This is a genomic window from Flavisolibacter ginsengiterrae DSM 18136, assembly GCF_059568575.1.
The window spans coordinates 1-21740 of sequence record NZ_JCANTR010000010.1 but is presented as its reverse complement, the minus strand read 5'-3'; the positions used below and the strand labels follow the sequence as shown (position 1 = coordinate 21740).

Annotated in this window: 19 protein-coding genes and 1 tRNA gene; 8 read left to right on the top strand and 12 right to left on the bottom strand. The window is 42.9% G+C overall.

Features of this window, described 5'->3' with window-relative positions; genetic code table 11:
- Positions 1 to 172: 172 nt before the first annotated feature.
- From paaZ to BP74_RS11605, 3 genes are all read right to left on the bottom strand, one after another.
- Positions 173 to 2218 carry a phenylacetic acid degradation bifunctional protein PaaZ gene (gene paaZ, locus BP74_RS11615; RefSeq protein WP_496374256.1) on the bottom strand — a complete coding sequence of 682 codons (2046 nt, stop codon included), beginning with the start codon at positions 2216 to 2218 and terminating at the stop codon, positions 173 to 175.
- On the bottom strand, positions 2215 to 2700 hold the full coding sequence (locus tag BP74_RS11610; protein ID WP_496374254.1) for a hypothetical protein: 486 nt from the start codon (positions 2698 to 2700) through the stop codon (positions 2215 to 2217). Before BP74_RS11610 ends, paaZ begins: the two co-directional genes overlap by 4 nt.
- A gap of 135 nt (positions 2701 to 2835) precedes the next feature.
- Complete coding sequence (locus BP74_RS11605; RefSeq protein WP_496374252.1) at positions 2836 to 3459, bottom strand: adenylate kinase; 624 nt, start codon at positions 3457 to 3459, stop codon at positions 2836 to 2838.
- A gap of 229 nt (positions 3460 to 3688) precedes the next feature.
- On the opposite strand from BP74_RS11605, the gene msrB reads away from it, so the two are divergent.
- From msrB to BP74_RS11580, 5 genes are all read left to right on the top strand, one after another.
- On the top strand, positions 3689 to 4240 hold the full coding sequence (msrB, locus tag BP74_RS11600; protein WP_496374250.1) for a peptide-methionine (R)-S-oxide reductase MsrB: 552 nt from the start codon (positions 3689 to 3691) through the stop codon (positions 4238 to 4240).
- Between the two features lie 229 nt (positions 4241 to 4469).
- Positions 4470 to 6371 (top strand): S9 family peptidase, encoded by a 1902-nt coding sequence (locus BP74_RS11595; RefSeq protein ID WP_496374248.1) that lies wholly within the window; start codon positions 4470 to 4472, stop codon positions 6369 to 6371.
- A gap of 146 nt (positions 6372 to 6517) precedes the next feature.
- Positions 6518 to 9364: a M16 family metallopeptidase gene (locus BP74_RS11590; protein ID WP_496374246.1), complete on the top strand. Its 2847-nt coding sequence runs from the start codon at positions 6518 to 6520 to the stop codon at positions 9362 to 9364.
- 83 nt (positions 9365 to 9447) lie between these two features.
- Positions 9448 to 9521 (top strand) — tRNA-Thr (locus tag BP74_RS11585).
- 76 nt (positions 9522 to 9597) lie between these two features.
- The gene (locus BP74_RS11580; RefSeq protein WP_496374244.1) at positions 9598 to 10245 is read left to right on the top strand and encodes a hypothetical protein; all 648 of its coding nucleotides are present in this window, start codon (positions 9598 to 9600) and stop codon (positions 10243 to 10245) included.
- Between the two features lie 51 nt (positions 10246 to 10296).
- On the opposite strand, the gene BP74_RS11575 is transcribed toward BP74_RS11580, so the two are convergent.
- On the bottom strand, positions 10297 to 10692 hold the full coding sequence (locus BP74_RS11575; RefSeq protein WP_496374242.1) for a VOC family protein: 396 nt from the start codon (positions 10690 to 10692) through the stop codon (positions 10297 to 10299).
- Between the two features lie 262 nt (positions 10693 to 10954).
- Between BP74_RS11575 and BP74_RS11570 the strand changes: the two genes are divergently transcribed.
- Positions 10955 to 12469: an alpha/beta hydrolase-fold protein gene (locus BP74_RS11570; protein ID WP_496374240.1), complete on the top strand. Its 1515-nt coding sequence runs from the start codon at positions 10955 to 10957 to the stop codon at positions 12467 to 12469.
- A gap of 11 nt (positions 12470 to 12480) precedes the next feature.
- Here BP74_RS11570 and BP74_RS11565 read toward each other — a convergent pair whose 3' ends face one another.
- Positions 12481 to 12879, bottom strand: a complete 399-nt coding sequence (locus tag BP74_RS11565; protein ID WP_496374238.1) for a hypothetical protein — start codon at positions 12877 to 12879, stop codon at positions 12481 to 12483.
- 347 nt (positions 12880 to 13226) lie between these two features.
- On the opposite strand from BP74_RS11565, the gene BP74_RS11560 reads away from it, so the two are divergent.
- On the top strand, positions 13227 to 14111 hold the full coding sequence (locus BP74_RS11560; protein ID WP_496374236.1) for a DUF4382 domain-containing protein: 885 nt from the start codon (positions 13227 to 13229) through the stop codon (positions 14109 to 14111).
- Positions 14112 to 14332: 221 nt separating this feature from the next.
- On the opposite strand, the gene BP74_RS11555 is transcribed toward BP74_RS11560, so the two are convergent.
- Together BP74_RS11555 and BP74_RS11550 are read right to left on the bottom strand one after the other, a co-directional pair.
- Entirely contained in the window at positions 14333 to 14743 is a 411-nt protein-coding gene (locus BP74_RS11555) for a VOC family protein (protein WP_496374234.1), read from the bottom strand.
- Between the two features lie 239 nt (positions 14744 to 14982).
- Entirely contained in the window at positions 14983 to 15639 is a 657-nt protein-coding gene (locus BP74_RS11550; RefSeq protein ID WP_496374232.1) for a hypothetical protein, read from the bottom strand.
- A 238-nt stretch (positions 15640 to 15877) separates the two neighbouring features.
- On the opposite strand from BP74_RS11550, the gene BP74_RS11545 reads away from it, so the two are divergent.
- Positions 15878 to 16852: an acyltransferase family protein gene (locus BP74_RS11545; RefSeq protein ID WP_496374230.1), complete on the top strand. Its 975-nt coding sequence runs from the start codon at positions 15878 to 15880 to the stop codon at positions 16850 to 16852.
- Positions 16853 to 16981: 129 nt separating this feature from the next.
- Here BP74_RS11545 and BP74_RS11540 read toward each other — a convergent pair whose 3' ends face one another.
- From BP74_RS11540 to BP74_RS11520, 5 genes are all read right to left on the bottom strand, one after another.
- Positions 16982 to 17536 carry a hypothetical protein gene (locus BP74_RS11540; protein WP_496374228.1) on the bottom strand — a complete coding sequence of 185 codons (555 nt, stop codon included), beginning with the start codon at positions 17534 to 17536 and terminating at the stop codon, positions 16982 to 16984.
- A gap of 222 nt (positions 17537 to 17758) precedes the next feature.
- Positions 17759 to 19096 carry a PKD domain-containing protein gene (locus BP74_RS11535; RefSeq protein ID WP_496374226.1) on the bottom strand — a complete coding sequence of 446 codons (1338 nt, stop codon included), beginning with the start codon at positions 19094 to 19096 and terminating at the stop codon, positions 17759 to 17761.
- Between the two features lie 364 nt (positions 19097 to 19460).
- Positions 19461 to 20423, bottom strand: a complete 963-nt coding sequence (locus BP74_RS11530) for a prenyltransferase/squalene oxidase repeat-containing protein (RefSeq protein WP_496374224.1) — start codon at positions 20421 to 20423, stop codon at positions 19461 to 19463.
- Positions 20424 to 20594: 171 nt separating this feature from the next.
- Positions 20595 to 21032, bottom strand: coding sequence for an SgcJ/EcaC family oxidoreductase (locus tag BP74_RS11525; protein WP_496374222.1), 438 nt, complete (start codon positions 21030 to 21032; stop codon positions 20595 to 20597).
- 257 nt (positions 21033 to 21289) lie between these two features.
- A partial coding sequence (locus BP74_RS11520) for a hypothetical protein (RefSeq protein WP_496374220.1) occupies positions 21290 to 21740 on the bottom strand: 451 nt, incomplete at its 5' end.

The following is a 21740-nucleotide window of genomic DNA, read 5'->3' as shown; positions in this document are numbered from 1 at the left end:
TCCTTGCCTGTTTCAAAATTATTGAATACCCGCAAGATTCTTTGCTAAAGAATGACCGTCGTGTATCGTTATTTTATTCAATATTAATTTAATACAGGTATCAAAAAATAATGCCTGCATTAATAAAGGCAAGGTGGGGAATCCTGTGCCTGTTTATATAATGAATCAATGATTAGGGTTTTCTTTTCACCATTGTCAGGATGGTAGCTATACCCACATGTTCCCCTGTTTCATCCAGCATTTCCACCAGCCATTTGACAATGCCTTTTGGAATATCATTTTCATCTTTGGGGTCTTGTGGCAATTTTTCCTTGCAGGTAAACCTCACTGTCAGTTCCGCACCAGGGTATACCGGCTTGGTGAACCGCAGCTCATCTATTCCATAATTCAGCAACACTGGCCCCAATTCACTGCCATCAACAAACAATCCGGCAGCTGCGCTTAGGATAAAATATCCATGAGCCACCTGTTGCTCGAACATGGTTCCAGTGAAATCAGTACCTTTTTTATGTGCATAAAAATGATCGCCACTTAAATCGGCAAAGGCATCTATTTCTTCAGAGGTAATCTTTCTTTTAGCTGTTATCACCTGGTCACCTACCTGCAGTTCCTCAAAATATTTACGGAAGGGGTGCACATCTGTTTGGATGCCTCTTGCATTGGGCTGGAAAGATTGCGTGATGGCGGTAATGGTGGTTGGTGATCCTTGGATGGCCACCCTTTGCATGTAATGCTTCACGCCCCTAATGCCACCCATTTCCTCTCCTCCACCCGCACGACCGGGACCTCCGTGAACCAGCAATGGGAGCGGAGAACCATGCCCCGTGCTTTCTTTGGCATCATCGCGGTTCAATACCAATATCCTTCCATGGTGTGTGGCTGCACCTATCACAAATTCGGTAGCTATACGATCATCATTGGTAACAATGGAACAACAAAGAGAACCTTTTCCCATTTTAACCAGTGCAATGGCTTCCCCTATATCCTCATAAGGCATGATGGTACTTACAGGACCAAAGCATTCAATATCATGAACCGCTTCAGATCTGAACGGTTGTTCGTTTAATAGCAATATAGGGGAAATGAAAGCGCCTTTACTGGCATCCGCATCGATTACTTCCAGGCTATCAAGAGATCCGTACACTATTTGTGCGCTGGCCAACAATTTTTGAACATTCTGTCGCACTTCTTCTCTCTGCCCCAGGCTGGCTAATGACCCCATCCTTACCTTATCGTTAAGCGGGTTACCTATTACAGTTTGAGACAAAGCTTTACCTAACGCAATAGTCGCATCTTCCAGTAAATGTTGTGGAACAAATATGCGCCTTACAGCCGTGCATTTTTGCCCTGCCTTTACTGTTATTTCTTTGCGAACTTCTTTAATAAAAATATCCCACTCCGGGCTGCCTGGTGTTACATCCATACCTAATACCAGTGCGTTCAACGAATCGGCTTCCATATTGAAAGGCACGCTTTCCGCCAGGATGTTCTTATGCGACTTCAGCATCAGGCCTGTGGTTTTTGATCCGGTGAAGGTTACCACATCCTGGGCCATCACATGGTCCAGCATGTCGCCGGCACTTCCGCAAAGCAGCTGCAAGGCACCTTCAGGCAGTATGCCTGAGGCAATGATCTCTTTTACTACGGCTTCGGTAAGGTAGGATGTAATGCTTGCGGGCTTTACTACAGCGGGCACCCCTGCCAGCCAGTTGACCGCGCATTTTTCCAGCATGCCCCAGACGGGGAAATTATAGGCATTGATGTGAACAGCCACGCCTTCCTTGGGAACCAAGAGGTGATGTGCCATAAAATTGCCTCCCTTGCTCAAGCCGATAGGATCACCATCAGTTGTGTAGGGCAGGTCAGGAAACTTTCGTCGGAGAGAGGCATTGGAAAATAGATTGCCTATTCCGCCTTCAATATCTATCCAGCTATCTGCTTTCGTGGCTCCTGTATGATAGCTGATGTTGTAAAACCCTTCTTTTTTTTCCATGAGGTAGGTAGCCAGCGCCTTCAGCATGCGTCCCCTTTCGTGAAAAGTCATTTTGCGAAGGGCAGGGTTACCCACCTCGCGTCCGTACCGGAGCACTGCTGCAAAATCAAGTCCTTTGGTAGTTGCGGCAGCAATGGCTTCGCCCGTTACAGCATCATAGAGTGGTTGTCCTTCACCGTCGCCAGTTATCCATTTACCTGTAATATAATTCCCGAGTTTCTTCATGCCTGTGTTTCTTTTTCAAGGGTTATTCCAAATTGCTTTAAATGATGCAGGGCGTGTTTGTAGAGTAATTGCACATTTTCTTCAAAGTTCAGGTCGCCGAAAATAGGATTACGGGTGGCCTGGACAGGGTTCCTGTCAAAGAAGGAAAAGAAATCTGCTATTTCCGTTTTCAGTTCGTTGATCGCCTCTTCTGCCGATTTGTTTCGTACAGGTGCCGGCACTTCCGGCATCAATGGATTCATCGTGTTTTCCCTGAATGGTTTCTCGCTAACCAAAAAGCTCCTCATTTTATCCAGGTCCTCCTCGGGTGTTACAATATCTGTATAGCTTGTTTTCCCGGATGCAATGCGTACGGAGTCAGAAAAATGTTCAACCATCTGCTGAAGAGTCATTTTTCCCCATTGCGGAGGGGTGTCACTGGGAACCTGGCGTAACAGGGTTACCAGCCTGTGTTGTAGAAATTGCAATTTCTCTTCGTTCATATGCAAGTTGTAAGTAGCTGCCAATTTAGGTAAAAATTGCGGCCCGGTGAGTAGTGGTCCCCTGTTTCAGGTACAGGAGCAAAGAAAAAGCCCTACCAGTGCAGGGCTTATATAAAATATGAGGTAAATTATTAATTATGCTTCGTCACTGTTGTTGCCTTCGGCAATGGCAGCGGAGAGATTATCCATTTCTGTGGTGATGCAACCACTGAGTTTCGAAAAGATATCTTCCACGGACCCTTCACCATGTATGCGTTCCAGCTTACCCTTGCTTTCATAATAGGCAGCCACTGGTTCCGTTTCCTGTTTGTACACACTAAAGCGCTTCCTGATGATCTGCTCGTCCGTATCGTCACTGCGGCCGGAGGTGGCGCCTCTTTTTACCAGTCTTTTTACCAGTTCATCTTCTGTCACTTCCAGGGCCAGCACTTTACAAATGCCGGTCTTTTTCAGTGCGAGCAATTTGTCCAGGGCTTCTGCCTGGGCGATCGTGCGTGGAAAACCATCAAACAGGAAACCCCTGGCATCCGCATGCTTTTCCAGCGAAGAGTCGATCATACCGATCACTACTTCGTCTGGCACCAGTTGCCCTTTGTCCATAAAGTTTTTGGCTTCAAGACCCAGCGGGGTTTTATCAGCTATTTCCTGGCGCAGCAAATTACCTGTTGATAAATGTATCAAACCAAACTTCTCTACTATTTTTTCGGATTGGGTGCCCTTTCCACTTCCCGGGGGGCCAAATAAGATCAAATTGAACATAGACGCTTCCTAAGCTTGAAAAACAAATATAAGGAAAAAGCGCTTCGCCGGGGGTTCATTGCTACTGCAGCCATATGATTTTCGTTAGGTTATACATTAATAGCACCTAAGTAAAAGAACATGCTATTATAAATAGGTATGTTCAGCAACCCAGGCAGCAGCAAGGCTTTCACATTTGTTTACAAAACCGCTCCTTTTCATTCTTCGTAAATTTGGAATAACCTTTTTCATGAAACGAATACTTATTTTATTACCACTGGCATTGGGATTGCAGTTTTGCACTTATTCTCAATCCAAAAAACAGGCAACAATGGACTCAACCAATCAAAATAACCCGGTATATTCCCATTCTGACAGCTCGAAAGTAACGATGACCGATGCGGAATGGAAAAAGATCCTTCCAGCAGATGTGTACCAGGTGGCCAGGGAAAAAGGGACTGAAAGGCCCTGGAGCAGCCCATTGGAAAATATTAAAGACAAGGGCACTTACTATTGCGCCGTTTGTGGCAACCCTTTATTTGTAAGCGATACCAAGTTTGAAAGCGGCTGTGGCTGGCCCAGCTTTTACCAGCCGGTGAGCAAGGGTAGCATCATCTACGCGCCTGATAATGCCTATGGCATGAAGCGCACCGAAGTGATGTGCGGTCGGTGCAAATCGCACCTGGGACATGTTTTTGATGATGGTCCGCCCCCCACAGGTCTTCGCTATTGCATCAATGGGGTAGTGCTGGATTTTAAAAAAGCACAGGAAGCGGAGAAGCAGTACAAAAAAGAGAATTAGGAATTTTGGGATCGAACTGGATTTTTGGGGAGAATTGGATTTCCTGAATTGTGGCAATTCATGAATTACCTACGTATTCATACAAACTAATAATTTATTTATCCTCAAACCTAATTCCTTCCATTTTAATCTTTTAACCTATCATCTTTTCACCCTTTCTCCTTCCATCATATATTTTTTTGCCCCGGTTATTTAATGCACTAACTTTTAAGGACTAAAACTTATGCATATGAACCGGGCATTGTTCTCCCTCTTTTTTTTATTATTCATTCAAACCCTGAACGCACAGCAATTTGTAAAAAAGTACACCATTGAACAGTTTTACAAGACCATCAATTTTGGCGGTGGCAATTTTAATAAGCAGGAAAATAAGATCCTCCTGCATGACAACAGTACGGGCATCTTCAATGTCTACGAACTGGACCTGGCTTCCAAAGTAAAGAAGCCCCTAACACAATCTACCAAAGAGTCCTATTTCATGATCGATTATATCCCGGGATCTAATGCCTTCCTGTATACTGCTGACAAGGGCGGTAACGAAAATGATCACATTTACCTGCAATCAGGCGATTCTACCAGGGACCTGACACCCGGGGAAAAAGAAAAGGCTGGTTTCTTTGGATGGAACAAGGCCAAAACAGCGTTCTACTACCAATCCAATGTTCGTGATCCCAAATACTTTGATGTGTATAAAATGAGCATTGCCGATTGGAAACCAGAGTTGCTCTATACCAACGATAAGGGATTTGATGTGGGAAGCATCTCGCCGGATGAGAATCACATATTACTGGTGAAGAATATCACCACGGATAAAAATGAAATGTACCTGCTGGACAGGAAGTCCGGTGATTTGAAAAAGATCTCTGTCGAAGACGAAGCCACCTATTCCCCACAGGCATTTGAACTGGATAACAGTGCTTTTTATTACCTCACCAATGAGGATAATGAATTTGCCCGTTTGATGAAATACAACATGTCCACTGGTAAAAAAGAAACCGTGTATTCCGATAAATGGGATGTGATGTATATGTACCTCAGCGAAAACGGTAAATATCACGTTATTGGCATCAATGAGGATGGTCGCAATAAGGTATTATTCTTTGATCACCATACCGGGAAACAAATTCCTTTTCCTGCAGTTAAGGAGGGGAATGTACAGGGTGTCAGCATTTCGCCGTCAGAAAAAAACATGATCATCTACGTAGCCGGCGATCGTTCGCCCGTTAACCTGTGGTGGTATAATTTCGATACCCGTAAGATGCAAAAGCTGACATCTGCACTGAACCCGGAGATCAATCCTAATGACCTGGTGGATACACAGGTGGTTCGGTTTAAGTCTTTTGATGGTATGGAAGTGCCTGCCATTTTTTATAAGCCCAAACAGGCATCTGCCGGAAGAAGGGTGCCGGCATTAGTATGGGTGCATGGTGGTCCTGGGGGACAAAGTCGTGCCGGTTATTCACAGGCCATTCAATATTTTGTCAATCATGGGTATGCCATACTTGCTGTTAACAACAGGGGCAGTAGTGGTTATGGTAAGTCGTACTACAAAATGGATAACCGGAACCATGGTGATAAGGACCTTAAGGATTGCGTATGGGGTAAAAAATGGCTGGCATCCCAATCCTATATTGATCCCAATAAGATCGGTATTTATGGTGGCAGCTATGGTGGCTTCATGTCACTGGCAGGAATCATCCAGTACCCCAATGAATTTAAAATAGGTGTGGACCTGTTTGGTGTCACCAACTGGTTACGTACCCTGAAAAGCGTTCCGCCTTACTGGGAAAGCTTTAAAAAAGCTTTGTATGAGGAAATGGGTGATCCTGAAAAAGACAGTGTGAGACTGCACAATATTTCACCTTTGTTCAATACGGATAAGATCAAAACGCCACTCCTGGTGCTACAGGGAACGAATGACCCACGTGTTTTGCAGGTTGAAAGTGATGAGATAGTGGCCGGGGCCCGCAAAAACGGAACGCCGGTGGAATATGTTCTGTTCCCTGATGAAGGCCATGGCTTCATCAAAAAAGAGAACCAGATAAAGGCAGCAAAGGTCACCCTCGATTTCCTGGACAAATACCTTTCAGGAAATGGTGCCGCTTCTTCAGAAAAGAAGAAGGCGTTTTAAGAAAAATGAATAGGAATAATGTTGGCCCTCTGGTTAGAGGGCTAACTTTTTTATACAACTGTTCAACGTTTATCCTTCTTTTAAATTTTATATACCCGTTTTCAAATAGAACAATTCGATTATATTAGTATTCTAACAAAACTCTTATGATATTGAAGCTCCGGCATTGTTATGTCTTCCTGCTTGTATTCCTTACAGGATTACAATCCATCGCTCAGATCAATTTATCAGCCCCTGTTCCTGTAGACCCTAATGTCAGGGTTGGCAAACTATCCAATGGGCTGACCTATTACATTCGAAAAAACACCCTCCCTGATAATAAGGTGGAACTGCGCCTGGCTGTGAATACAGGTTCTGTAATGGAAGATAAGGACCAGCGTGGATTGGCGCATTTTATGGAGCACATGAACTTCAATGGCTCCAAACATTTTCCGAAGAATGAACTGGTGAATTACCTGCAAAAGATTGGGGTGCAGTTTGGTGCAGATCTGAATGCCTACACAGGCTTTGACGAAACCGTGTATATCCTTCCCATATCAACAGATGATCCTAAGATCGTGGAACAGGGATTTACAGTTTTAGAAGACTGGGCCTTCAATAACCTGATGGACAAATCAGAGATTGACAAGGAAAGGGGCGTAGTGCTGGAAGAGTCGCGCCTGAGCAAGGGTGCCCAGCAAAGAATGCTGCGCCAGTATTTCCCTAAATTATTCAATGGCTCCCTGTATGCAGAACGCCTGCCTATTGGATCGGACTCCATATTAAAAACATTCCAGCCCGCCACGCTGCAGCGCTTTTATAAACAATGGTACCGCCCCAACCTGATGGCAGTTATCGTTGTGGGTGACATTGACCCTGCAGAAGCGGAAAAAAAGATCAAAGCTCATTTCGGCAGTTTTAAAAATCCTGTCGCAGGCAAACCGCGTCCCTCCATCATCCCTATAAAACCAAGAACAAAACCAGAGGCCATGGTACTGACAGATGAAGAGAATACCAACACCATCCTGGAAGTGATCAACTACCTGAGACCTGCTCAAAAAATAAAGACATGGGCCGACTATCGCAAGGACCTGGTTAATGACCTGGTGAACTCACTGATCAACGAGCGCCTGCAGGAACTGACCACCAAAGAGAATCCACCTTTTGTATATGCTTTCACCGGCCAGCAATCGTTTATCCGCGGGTACGAAGCTTTTGTGTCTTTTGCAGTATTGGGAAATAATACATCCAAGGAAGCCCTGGACGCCGTGGTAGCAGAAACGGAAAGGGCCCGCAAATATGGCTTTCTACCTACAGAGATTGAAAGGGTAAAAGCTTCCCTGTTGAACAGCGCTGAAACAGCCTTTCATGAAAAAGATAAATTGCAATCTGCACAGTTGGTGCAGGGATACCTGAATAATTTTTTGCAGGGCGAACCAATACCAGGTGTTGAGAACCGCTACAAATTCATTAGCCAGGTCTTGCCAGGTATCACCGCAGAAGAGATCAATGCTGTAGCCAGGAAGATGCCTGATAATAAAAATGCTTTTGCCTTGCTGATGGCACCCTCGAAAATGAAAGACAAACTACCTTCCAATGAGGCGCTTTTGTCCGATATGATTGCTGCAACTAAACAGGAAGTAAAACCTTACGAGGAAAAGGCGGTGGCGCAAAACCTGATGAGTGAAACACCAACACCTGGAAAGATCACTTCCGAAACAAAGAATGATAAACTGGGTACTACCAATATTACGTTGAGCAATGGAGTGACGGTTACACTCAAGCCGACTACCTATAAAAATGACCAGGTATTGATGGATGCCTGGCGCTGGGGTGGTTATCAGCGGTTTCCGTTAGCTGAAAAGGATAACGCCAAACATGCAGCCAACGTGGTAAATGAAATGGGAGTGAAAGACCTTTCACCCACGGACCTTCAGAAATTCCTGTCAGGAAAAACAGTTGAAGTAACACCGTATATCAATGAACATGAAGAAGGAATAGAAGGCAGCAGCAGTGTCCGGGATTTTGAAACATTCCTGCAGCTGGTCAACCTGTATCTTACACAGCCCCGGAAGGATGAGAGCCTGTTCAGATCCATGGTGACCAAGGAGAAGAGCATGGTGCAATTCATGAAAAGCAATCCCCAGGCCTTTTACCAGGATACACTAATGAAGATCGTTTATAACAACAATCCATGGGTCAGTGTCATTCCTACAGAAGAAGAGTACAATAACCTGAACCTGGATACAGCATTATCCATTTACAAACAGGTGTTTGGCAATGCCGATGGTATGCATTTCACCTTTGTAGGCAATATTGACCTGGCAAAGGCCAAACCATTGCTGGAGAAGTACCTGGGCTCTTTACCCGCCACACCTTCGGACCACTTGTTTAAGGACAATAACATTCGGCCGGTTAAGGGTGTAGTTGAAGCGAATATTAAAAAGGGGAAGGAGGAAAAAGCTCTTATTACTATGCTGTGGACGGGCGAAACCCAATACAGCCGCGAGGAAAACATGGCCTTCCAGGCATTGCTCGATGTGTTGAATATTTCCATCATCGAAAAGCTCAGGGAAGAACTGGGAGGTATGTATAGTGGCGGATTAAGAGGCGCCATTCAAAAAAGACCGTATGTGCATTATTCCGTTTCCGCAACCATACCTACGGGACCCGAAAACGTGGACAAACTCACCAATGCCTTGCTGACCATTATCAAAAATGCGCAACAGAAAGGAGTGGAGCAAAAGGATCTTGATAAGGTAAAAGAAACATGGAAGAAGCATTACCGTTCACAGTTGCAGGAAAATAATTACTGGCTGGATAATTTGTCCCGTGCCTTCATTGACCAGGTAAATCCTGAAAACATTTTGGACTATGAGCAGAAGGTTGATCAATTAACGGTTGGCGACCTGCAAAAGGCAGCACAGAAATTTCTAACCATGGACAATTATGTGAAGGCAGTTTTATACCCTGAGAATGCCAAGGTACCGGGTGGTGTAAAAAAGACCTTTTAACTGATCACTATCAGGAGAACAGGCTGGCATTTTGGTGCAGGATTTTTTAAATTAGTACTGGAATGTTTACCTGTTCTTCCCAAGCCATCTTAGCTCAGTTGGCCAGAGCGGCTGATTCGTAATCAGCAGGTCGTCGGTTCGATTCCGATAGATGGCTCTACTTTTTATACATCATACTTCCGCCAGTCATTTTATGATGATATTCTATATTATACCAGTATAAATCACTACCAATGAAACCTATGAAAAAAACGTTCAGGAATATACTCGGTAGGTTTCGCTTTCAGTATCAACCAAACAGACCAGGTATTAAAACTGAAGCAGCAATAATGGAAGAATGGGAAAGGAATGGTTGTCCTGTTCCACCACCTCATGTGGTGAAACAAAGAATCATTAAAGAATACCAGCAGCGCCATAATTATTCAACATTTATAGAAACAGGAACTTACCTGGGTGATATGGTGGAGGCTCAGAAAAGTAGTTTCAAAAAACTTATTTCCATTGAATTGAGTAATGAATTGTACCTGGAAGCAAAGAAGAGATTTAAGAATGACAGAAATGTGTTGATCGTCCAGGGAGACAGTGGAAAACAACTCCCGGAAATTTTAAAGACTGTAAACGAACCTGCCATATTTTGGTTGGATGGTCATTACTCAGAAGGTAAAACTGCCAAAGGAGATAAGGACTGTCCCATATTCGAGGAACTACATGCCATATTGGATCAGGGTGTTTATGAGCATGTGATTTTGATTGACGACGCCAGGTTGTTTGTCGGGAAAGGAGATTATCCCCGGATTGAAGCCCTGGCCGAATACATCCGTGGGGAAAATCAAAATTATAAACTGGAAGTAAAGCATGATATAATACGCTTTACTGTTTAGGACTACAATAAAATGAATGTCTTTTTGTCTTTCTTCGTGTAGGTATGACCTTTATATTTTCATTTCTATCATCCACACATGCCCAAATGGATCTATGACTTGGCCCTGCCGGTAGCCGTAGTCATAGCTTTGTGCAGGAGATGATACTACCGCACCTGCCTCCACCGCTTTACCCATGACTGCATCAACATCCGGAACAAATAGGCCGATAATAACGGTAGTGCCATTATGTTTTTGCGGGTTAAAATGACGGGGGTTCGATGTTTCTTCGTGTAGATGAAATATGGTGTCATCAATAGCTAATTCAGCCACATGTATGCTGCCATCGTCATTAGTCAGTTTCATCCGCTCGATGGCACCAAAAGCCTTTTCATAAAAACTGATATCCTTTGTTCCATTCTTTATAAAAAGCTGCGGGGCGAAGAAGGTTTTATTAATATCCTTCATGGTAAAGAAATTTGAAGTCAAAGTTGTTCAAATTAATTTAAACAAAATGGCGTGAATTGCTGATAGAGGATATTAGGCGGCGTTATACTATTCAAGAGGGTAGTGTACCTAATATATTAATAAGAGTTTTTGTACTTAAGTTTTAAATTTGGATAAAGGGATAGATAGTGTCGCTCATGCAATGGAAACTGGTGAGCTTATAAAAGCTACACTATTCCTCGCCCCCTCACCTTCATTCAATTACATACAACCAAACAAACGCATGAGAAAATTATTGCTTTTACTGCCTGGCTTATTCATCGCATTAGCTGTCCAGGCTCAGGCCGACAATAAAATAGTGATCGGGAAAATCGATACCGTTTACTCCACCATTTTGGGTGAAAAAAGACAGGTCTGGGTTTATACACCGGATATAACAGCGCCTAATCATGTAGCTACGCAACGCTATCCTGTGCTCTACCTGCTGGATGGCGATGGGCATTTTCCTTCTGTAACAGGCTTGATCCAGCAACTAAGCCAGGTCAATGGCAATACGGTATTGCCGGAGATGATCGTAGTGGGTATTCCCAATACGAACAGAACCAGGGACCTTACACCTACGCATGTTGCCAGTGATCTGCCAGCAATGGATTCCAACTTCTCTAAAAATTCAGGTGGTGGCAAAAATTTCCTTGCATTCATTGAAAAGGAACTGGTGCCTCATATTGACTCTGTATATCCTGCTGCGCCCTATAAGGTATTGGTAGGGCACTCATTTGGAGGTTTAACCGTTATCGATGCTCTCGCCAATCATCCCGGGTTATTCAATGCCTATATAGCTATTGACCCCAGCATGTGGTACGATCATCAAAGATTTCTTGCAGCGGTAAAAAAGAAGTTATCCTCGAACAGGTATGACGGAACCAAATTGTTCATCGGTATCGCCAACACCATGCCTGATGGAATGACATTGCAGCAAATGAAAAAGGATACTTCTGATGAAACCCGGCACATACGTTCCATTTTTGCATTGGATACATACATAAAGGCCAACCCGAAAAACAATTTGCAATATGCCAGTAAATACTATGCAGATGATAACCATGGCTCAGTTCCACTGGTAAGCGAATATGATGGATTGCGGTACATATTTAATTTCTACCGGATACATATAACGGGTAAGGAGTTTTCCGATACCTCTGCTGCGCTTGTAGCTAAATACAGGAAACATTACAGCCAGGTATCAAAGGAAATGGGTTACAAAGTTTCGCCCCCTGAATCATTCATCAATTTCCTGGGTTACGACGCCATGTCTAAAAAGAATTTTACCAAGGCTGCTGCTCTTTTCAAAATGAACATGGAGAATTATCCCACCAGTAGTAATGTATATGATTCCTATGCCGATCTGCTTGCCACACAAAAAGATACCCTTAATGCAATGGCTAATTACAATAAAGCATTGACTATACAATTCAATGCAGATACCAGGCGAAAATTAAATGTACTCGAAGGGAAGCCGAATTTCACCATGTCAGAAAAGGAATTGCAGCAGTATACAGGTGCTTTTGAAATTGAAGGACCTTCGGTAACCGTAACATTTTATATAAAGAATGGTGCACTTTGGGCCAATGTGCCCGGTGATGTGGATGAAGAAATGGTGCCGCTTTCCGCTGATACATTTACTTTAAAGAATGTCAATGGGTATAACGTGCATTTCAAGGTGGAAGATCACAAGGCCACTGGTTTTACTTCCGTGCAGCCCAATGGCACTTTTAAAGGCCATGTGAAAAAGCAATAATCATTAACCGCTTATTCTTTAACATACAGCGATCCCGGACCATCATATGCATCAATCTGGAACATAAGGCTATCATGCGACAGGCTAATAATAATGGCAGGTGCGTCCATGTCGTTATCATAAACGATCCTGTCTCTTACACCTCCCATCACCTGTGAGTTATGCTTTATGATCTTGTAACTGCCGCTTTGCTGAATGACACCATTTGAATACCTCTGGTAATTGGTGGAAGTGAATTGTAAAAGATTGTCATTTCCGGCAGGGTAGTTCAAAACCCCTCCCTGGCCATTATAGCTGGTACGCAATTCCCAGCTGCCTGTAATTAGGGGAAACTGATCGCGATCCTTCTTACATGAAAAGAATAAAACACTGGACAAAATAAATACCAACCTTAAAAAAGTACCAGGCATATGATAACATTTACAGGCTTTGACAAGCAAACAAGATGGAACGTTGCATTGGTTGCAGCTAAAGCTACCCGTATTAAGTTTTGATCATTGCATTTTACATAGACATCTTTATTAATGGTTTTGAATGTATAATAATCATTGCTGTATAGCGCCGTGGACCACTTGCCTTTCTCTCCTTACTGCCTGGCAACGTACATATCTAACCGTTTTCAGCGTATTATTTCGCAATCTTACCCGGGTAAGCACCTGGTTGCAGGAAGTGGCATTTTTCTTGCTGGGTTGCAGCGTTAATCCTGGGATACAAGCAAACCTGTATCCATATAATTTGTAACCTAATAAAACAAAAAATGAAAAACATCCACAGGTACCCCGTGACCTTTTCGCTTTTCCTTGTCTTTACCTTATTGCTGGCCTCCTGTAAAAAGGAAAATAGCGCCTCTTCTCCCGGAACCCGCCAGGTTAAAATATTTCTTACCGATGGCCCTGCCAGGTTTGATGCTGTCAATATCGACATAATGCGTGTAGAAGTCTGGACCTTACCTGATTGTTGTCGGGACAAGAGAAGCGATGATCGCGGCGATGAACATGAAGATGATCATGATGAAGATAGTTCTGAACAAAGATCCGGCTGTGGTAAATGGGATACCTTGTCCATTCGTCCAGGGGTTTACAACCTGCTTAATCTGAGCAATGGCACCGACACATTGCTGGCAACAGGTTATACACCTGCGGGCGCCATTCGTAAAGTGCGCATCACGCTGGGTGATCATAATACCGTGGTAGCAGACAGTGTCAGCTATCCCTTATATCTTCATAGCAATCATCACCAAATTATTATCAAGCCGAAGGATGATGAATTCGAAAACCAGGGACGTAACAACTTACAGTTATGGCTTGATTTTGATGCAGGGCACTCCATTATAAAAGAACAGGATAATCATTTTTACCTCAGGCCCAGCATTCACCTGTTTACTCCAGGATCCACAGCAGCCATTGAAGGAAGGGTGCAGCCTGCGCAAGCCAATGCCATTGTTTCCACTATCAGTAATGGCGATACGCTGGTAGCCATGCCACGTTTGGATGGATATTTCAAAATACGGGGCATCAGGTCTGCTACAGCCAATTTGTTTGTCAACGCAACTGCTAATGGCTATGCAGATACCACACTAAACAGTATACAATTGCATCCTGGTAAGGAGACCAATATCGGAACGGTAACCTTGCACCAATAGAAGGTTAAAATAACATCAGGAGGGTGCCCCGGATGTCCGGGACACCCTTTTTCTTTTCCCTCGAGGTAATTGGCAATACGCTGGCAAAGAGTCGTAACGTCCAAAGGTTGTCTAATAGGGCGGAATGCTTTGTTCCGTCAGTCCTTACAATTGCAGATCCTAAAGAACTTTACAGCGAACGAAAATGAATATTCAGTTTTTAAACCTGAAAGAGTAGATCCCTAATTTTCATGAAGCAGCATCCAGGAGGTTCCAAATTTATCACGCAGCATGGCAAAGCGATTGGCGAAGAAGGTTTTTTCCATCTTCATGAAGATCTCACCATCCTGCGAAAACAGGTTATAGATATGTTCTGCTTTCTCCGCCGTTTCCAGTCGCAGTGTTAAATAGGCACTGCGCATGGGTTCGGCATTTGGTACATCGGCACCCCTGACAAGGGTACCACCTATTTCAATAATGGCATGAAGAATTGGTTTCTTCCATTCCTTTGGAAAATGGGGTGGGGCTTGTTGATGAGCCATCATCATGGTTATTTTGCCCCCAAGATTTTCTTCGTAAAACCTGAATGCCTCTTCGCAATGTCCCGGGTAGTTGATATAAATATCCAGTTGTAGTGATTGGTCAGTATTCATTGATTATGATTTTGTCTTTACTTGCCCGGAAATCTGCTGTTGGTAGCAGCTGTTATATTGTCTTCGGTTTTCACTTCCTGCTTTATTGATGCACACCAGCAAATATTCACCAGGTTCGTACCTGCATTGCATTCTTTGTTCTGACCTTAAATTTATTACTAATGTTCAACACTGTAGATTCATTCAATAAGAAAAGGGCTATTATGCAATAGCCCTTTTCGAATAAAAAACGAAACCTCTTATTGTGCAAGCTTAGAAAAGGTTATATGGGCATTTTCATTAGGATTGATACTGTCTATGTAAATAGTGGTCAGTGTTTTTTTACTGATAAAATAATTTTCATTCAAACTGGTTAAAGGAAGACCAGATCCAATGGTCATCGTAAATCCGTAAGGACTGCTGCCATAAACAGGAATGCCATAATAAAAAATGGCTTCCTGGTAGTGCCAGTAGCCTATGGTCTGGTTTCCGTTATCATCGGCTATCATGCTACCATCGCTGTTGAATGTAAAAATATAATTGGCAAATTGTGAAGTGGTGTTGTCATTGCCCTGGACAAAAGAAGTCAGCTTCCACCTTCCGGCAGTAATGATGTCTCCCACAGGAAGCTGTGAAGTTGTAGTATCGGCTGGTGCAAGTGACGGATCCGTAGTGGTAACAGTTCCACCTCCACTGCTTCCACCATTGTGCCCACCAGTACTTGTTCCACTTCCACCTGTAGAATTTTTACCCAGGGAGTTTTGTCCTACTGAACCTTTACTTATGGCATTGACAGAGGCAGTATTCACCTTGCCTGGATTGGCATTGGTAGGGATCTCGGTTTTCTGACAGCTTTCCAGTGCAAGGAAGGCTACACTCATAGAGAGGAGAAGTGCGGAAGTAAATTTGCTTTTCATGTTACTTGTTGTTCTGATTTTTAATGAATGAATACGATGAACAAGTTGTAGTAAACACAAAAACAAAAAACATAACCACCAGGGGCAATTATTTTTTTCAACACCTGGAAAGCCTGGTATTTCAATCTGCTACCACGCGTGGTAGCAGATTGATGCTTACATTTAGCACCATTGCCTGGCCAATACTGTAAGACCCATGATCTTGTAATATTGGCATTACATCCATTTGTTGAATCTGATGAAAGAAGAAAAACCAGCTCCGGACCCGTTTCAAACGAAAAAGCATTTTGACATCCTTGATGGATTAAGAGGAATTGCAGCACTGGCTGTTGTTATTTTCCATTTTATGGAATGGATTTTCACTGATCCTGACAAAAACTTTATTGGTCATGGGTTCTTAGCTGTTGACTTTTTCTTTTGTTTATCTGGCTTTGTCATTGGTTACGCTTATGATGACCGGTTCCGGAAAATGGGGGTAGCCGCTTTTTTTAAGTCAAGGCTTATAAGGTTGCATCCTTTAGTGGTCCTGGGTTCTGTATTGGGATTGTTGGGATTTTTCCTGGATCCTTTTGCAGCGCCCTTAGCCTACAGCGCAGGCAAGATTGCTTTACTCTTTATTGGCTCAGTTTTCCTGGTTCCTCTTCCTTTAATGGAGGAACGGGCCTTTAACCTATTTGCCTTTAATGCGCCATCCTGGTCGCTTTTTTGGGAATATGTCGCCAATATATTGTATGCTTTTATTTTTTACAAAATAGGCCGCCGGTCCCTTGCTGGTTTGACTATTCTGGCTGCTGCAGGCATTTGTTTCGTTAGTTACCGGGCAGGTAACCTCCTGGGCGGATGGTCAAAAGACAACTTCCTGGATGGTGGTGCCCGTGTTGCGTATTCTTTTTTAGCAGGTCTCCTGCTTTACCGTTCCAATTGGATCATTAAAAACAGGATTGGTTTTCCCGTGCTGGCCATTGTATTGTTTGTAGTCTTTATGATGCCCGGCTCAGAGTGGAACTGGCTGACAGAGGCACTGACAGTGCTGATCATTTTTCCGTTGGTTGTTTCTCTTGGTGCAGGTTCCAGCCTCTCGCCTCAATGGAAAAAAGTTTGCCGGTTCTCTGGCAATATATCCTATCCTCTGTATATGACACATTATGCCGTCATTTGGATCTTTGGTAATTATTATACAACTCAGAAACCACTGGTAGAGGATCTGCCCTAAATCATCATACCGGGGATCATGTTGCTGATTCTGATTGCTTATTTGGTAATGCGGTTTTACGATATACCGGTAAGGAAATACCTGGGAAAAAAATGGCGACGGGAAGTTTAAATTTTTGCCCGCGAATTTCTATAAACTATTAAAAGTGATGCTTTCATTAATGGAAATAGCATGCATTTCATAAACCTTTGAACCATCTGCGTTTGTTGAGCTGGCATAGGTTGACCTTCCACTGGCTGTGTTGAAAACAAATTGCCTGTTATCCAATTGCATTAGTTGTCCGCTTCCCGGCATAAAGCCCCCATACCCTGATGTTGTATTCCATGGAAAAGGAATCGTCATCATATTGGTCTGTGTAATTGTCCATGAGGCATGTAATGGCTGTTGGGAAGTATTACACATGTCATTGATGGTCAAAGCTCCGTTCTGTTCAAAATGGTAAAATGATTGCTGCACACACTGGGATAGTACATAAGAGGTATCGGATCTTTTTACATTTTTTTGAACCTGGGTATTGCCCGAAACATCCACAGTTGCAATAGAAACACTGTCAACGGTGATGATTGCTGTTTTGTAGGGATACCATACATGAGACATTAATATCCCGGGAGCATTCACGTAAGCATCTTTTTTGTTACAAGCAAAAACACAAACAATTACTAAGACCGTAAAAATTCTGATCATATTGTCAATCCAACAACCAGTTTTTGAGGATGGTTTAAAATGATTGTAATGGCTCTAATATACATTTTTTGATGGACCCTGGAAAGAGGATGCGCTCCTTATCGGCATTATACAATTTTATTCTATGGCATCGAATTTCATAGCTTTTGGTTTTAAGCTCAGGACCGTTTTTTCTTAATTATTGTTGTCTGAGAAACAGAGAACAATTCCTGCCCCGCTGATTTACTTCGGTACAACTAATATACTAGTTGCCCAGGCGTTATTGGACACGGTAACAGGTACGGTTTGCCCGTTTTTCCAATATAAAGCCGTATAAGATTCAGTTCCTGCCACATATACATTGCTGCCAAAGAGAGCTATAGAAGTGGGGTAAGTGTAACTTGATCCGTTGGTAAGTTGCACTTCCTGGCCGTTTTTCCAGTACTTAGCTACAGCTCCTGTCCCACCTGCCCTTCCAACCCAGTCGCCTTCCCACCCGGCAACATACACACCAGTGCTGTTAACAGCTATAGCATTAGCAGTAGCATTAACTGCTGAACCGTTGGTTAGTGTAAAAGGCTGGCCGTTTTTCCAGTACCTGGCTACGTGCGCCGTTCCATTAGACTGTGATCCGGCAACATATACATCACCGCCATAAACAGCTATAGAATAGGCAAAAGCCTGTTGAGTTCCATCAGTAAGGGCATCTGCCTGGCCATTTTTCCAATACATGGCTACCCCATTCTCATAACCAGCAACATACACATTGCCGTCTGCAACAATAATGGATCTGGCCTCGGCTTCCTTTGTTCCATCCGTGAGTGCAACTGGCTGTCCGTTTTTCCAGTATATGGCTATGGACGCGGATCCTTTAACTTCCCACCCCGCTACATACACATCGTTGCCTGACACCGCGATAGAATTCGCACCTGCACCTGTAGGACCGGTCAGCTCCACCGGTTCGCCGTTTTTCCAGTATTTGGCTATATTAAAACGTTGTACAAAACCATCGCCATCCCACCCGGCCACATATATATCGCTGCCCGCAACAGCAATCGAAGTGGCACCGGAATTATTAGATTTGCTTTTTAGTGTTACAGGCTGGCCATTTTTCCAATAAGTAGCCTGGCCATTTAGGTCTCCTGCCACGTAGATATTTACAAGCGAATCATTGCCTGGTTGATATACAACATTTGATTGAGGATTTACAACCACCTGCACGGTATCCATCGAAAACAATCCGCCTGCGTCTGTAACTTTCAATTGAAACAGGTAGGTGGCTTCTACCAGGCCACTTATCTGTGTTTCAACATCCCTTGCATTGTCTATGCTGATCAGGCCAGGTCCAGAAATCTTTGTCCAGAGGTAACCCGCAATATCATTATTGGGATCAGTGGAACAACGGCCATTTAAATGCACGGAATTTAAAGGTAAAGTAATGGTTTGGTCCAGGCCTGCGCAAGCTCTGGGTGGCTTGTTGTCTTTACCGCAGGTTTCACAAGAATTATCTTTTTTACAAGCAGGGATAAGAATAGCTATGCTTGTTGCTACAAACAATATTGGTAATAAAGTCCATTTCATTTTATATAATTAAGGTGTTGAATACGTTTTCCTGCGCACCTTGCCAGGTTTCACTGAGGACTCTCAAAAGAATTGGGTAATGCGGTATTTCTTAGGAATTCTTTACATCTTTTCCTGGTATAAAGTTCTGGTCCGGTAAGGGTAATTAGTGGTAAGAATGCGACATTTTAGGATGTGCTGCAGTTAGCAAAGGGTGCTGAAAACATATTAAAAGATAAGACAATTTATATAAATGGCAAAGCCTCCGTTGGGATTTATGCGAAAGGATTTTTGATTAGTTCATGTCAGGTCCCAACATTGGCAATACCAATGTTTCTACGCTAACCACCAGAATATAGAATTCGTCTTTGCAGGAAACTTATTTTCATAGAAACCTATTACATATCCTGCAGATTGCCAACGAAAGCCATGCCTGGGTAACATCTTTGTTTTGACCCTTAGTTATTCGCAAATTCCACAATCCTTTTTTTCCTTGATGCGTTACAAACCAGTGAAGGGCTTTTTCTATTTCAGGGTCTTTCTTTGAAAACTCCAATAAGGAAAGTGAGTCAAGGGCAGAAACCAGGTCTGTAAACCAAAACGGAAAAGTGAACCTTAACCAATATTCTTTTTCCCCTCTATCCCCGTACTTATCTTTTTTGAACAAGCCTGATAACAACAGCCTGCCTGCTTTGTTTGCCCCTGTTGATTTCCGGTAGAATGAATGTGCGGCAAAAGCTCTTAATACAACACCTGTAACCATGTGGGAAAAAGGTTGTAGTTTATCCGGTTCTATGACCGGGTCATTAGTCGAAATGATATGGATATTATTTTTTGTTGTCCTGAAAGGTATGGCCCATCCTCCGTCTGATTGCCGGATGGCAATGAGCCAATCAAACACTTTATCAATTCGCTTATCCTCTTCAAAACCTGCCTTGATTAATAGTTCTGCAATACCACCCGTGTAGTTAGGGGTATATTGATTGCCGTAAATACCTCTGAAATCACCTTCTTTGGTTTGGAATGAAAAAAGATATTCGGCTGCTTTTTGTATGGCTGAATGTTGTTTCGTAAATCCAAACTTTTCAATTAGGATCCCTACATTTCTGTAAGTCTCCAATTGGTTATAATTTTCTTTTGTCCGTATATGCTCTTTTGCACCCGGATAATCCCATGAACCATTTTTATTTTGCTTTCTTAAAATATTTTGGGGCTCAGTAAGCTGCCACAATTCCTGTACTGAAATTGTTTTATGTAATAGATCCCTTTGTGCCGAGAGTGAAACTGCTTTGTTTGTATGTTCAACCATGGGAGCTATCGGGTCATATTTGAAAATATCCAGCCACATTATATTAAGATTTGTAAGGTCACCATTATCCCTTAAGCATGAGATATTCCAAAGCTCGGTTATGTTTGTTTAACTGGGACTACAGCTGTAAAGCAATATATCGACCAGGATATGTTAACCCGCAGCACGACAGGAGTCCTTGTTGTACGTTCGTAAATTTTTAGATGGTATCTATATTAACTTACTCAGTTCTTTTGTCATGGAGTCAACTAATTCTGGACGTCCATGAAACTGCGCAGGAGTATTTTGGAAAAGTGCAATTTTCCAAAGATCATTTTGTTTAATAGCAATTAGGGATTGAATAGCGTTCGTTGCTGGATTCAGTTCATTTTTGCCTGGTGGAACCATTCCAACAATTGCTCTTAGTAAGGCAGTCTGTGAATTTAAGAATCGAATTTCTTCAATTTTCCAAACATATCTTGCTGTCTTATGATGAGCAAAAACTCTTTTTAGTTCTGTTTCAATCTGTAATTGTCCATTCATTTGACTTCCATCAAATCCCACAACATTTGCATCTTCGCTAAACAAAGAAGCCATGCCAACTCCATCTTGATTATTCCAAAAAGTCAGAAGTTGCCTATGTAATTCTTTAATTGCTGTGTCGTCCATGTAATACTGTTTTTAATTCTATTGCGCATTGTGCCAATCAGCCATCCCATTGTATTCTCCCTGGTATTGTCAGGAGAACTTTCAATTATAAATAGGTTCTCTTTGCCAACATGCAAATAATGGGTTGTGTTTTGATACCGCAATATTATTGGCAAACTAATTAAAAGCAATATCCAAAATTCTTTATCCTACCTCATCAATCTATTCAATTCAGGGATATCAATTTACAATTGACAATTAAAAATCTTCAGTAGTTTCTATTCCAACGGTACCCATTCATCCATGATCTTTTCTCTTGGCTTTACCAGCACTGTTTTTAGTCCCCTGAATCGCTCCTTTACGCGCAGAGCCATGGCAATCGGTATCTCATAGTCTTTTGGAAACGCTCCTGCAAACACCACATTCCAGTCAAAGTCATATTCTTCATGCGTGAGTAATTCCTTATCATCTGCTGTTGGTGGCTCACTCATAATGAAGGTCACGCTTTCCTTTTTCTCTTTCACAGGCTTTTTGAGTTTACTGCTAGACCTGGCATCTGCCTCTTTAACCAGCATGGGAATACATAACTCAAAATCTGCTGCACTTATCGCCATACAGTGAAGCGAGTCTAAAAAGCTGTGTACCCTGCGTAACACTTCTTCATCGCCTATCCGTTCATGGGCATAGGCAATGCCTTTTTTCCTGCATAGATTGGCAAGGGTCCTTCGC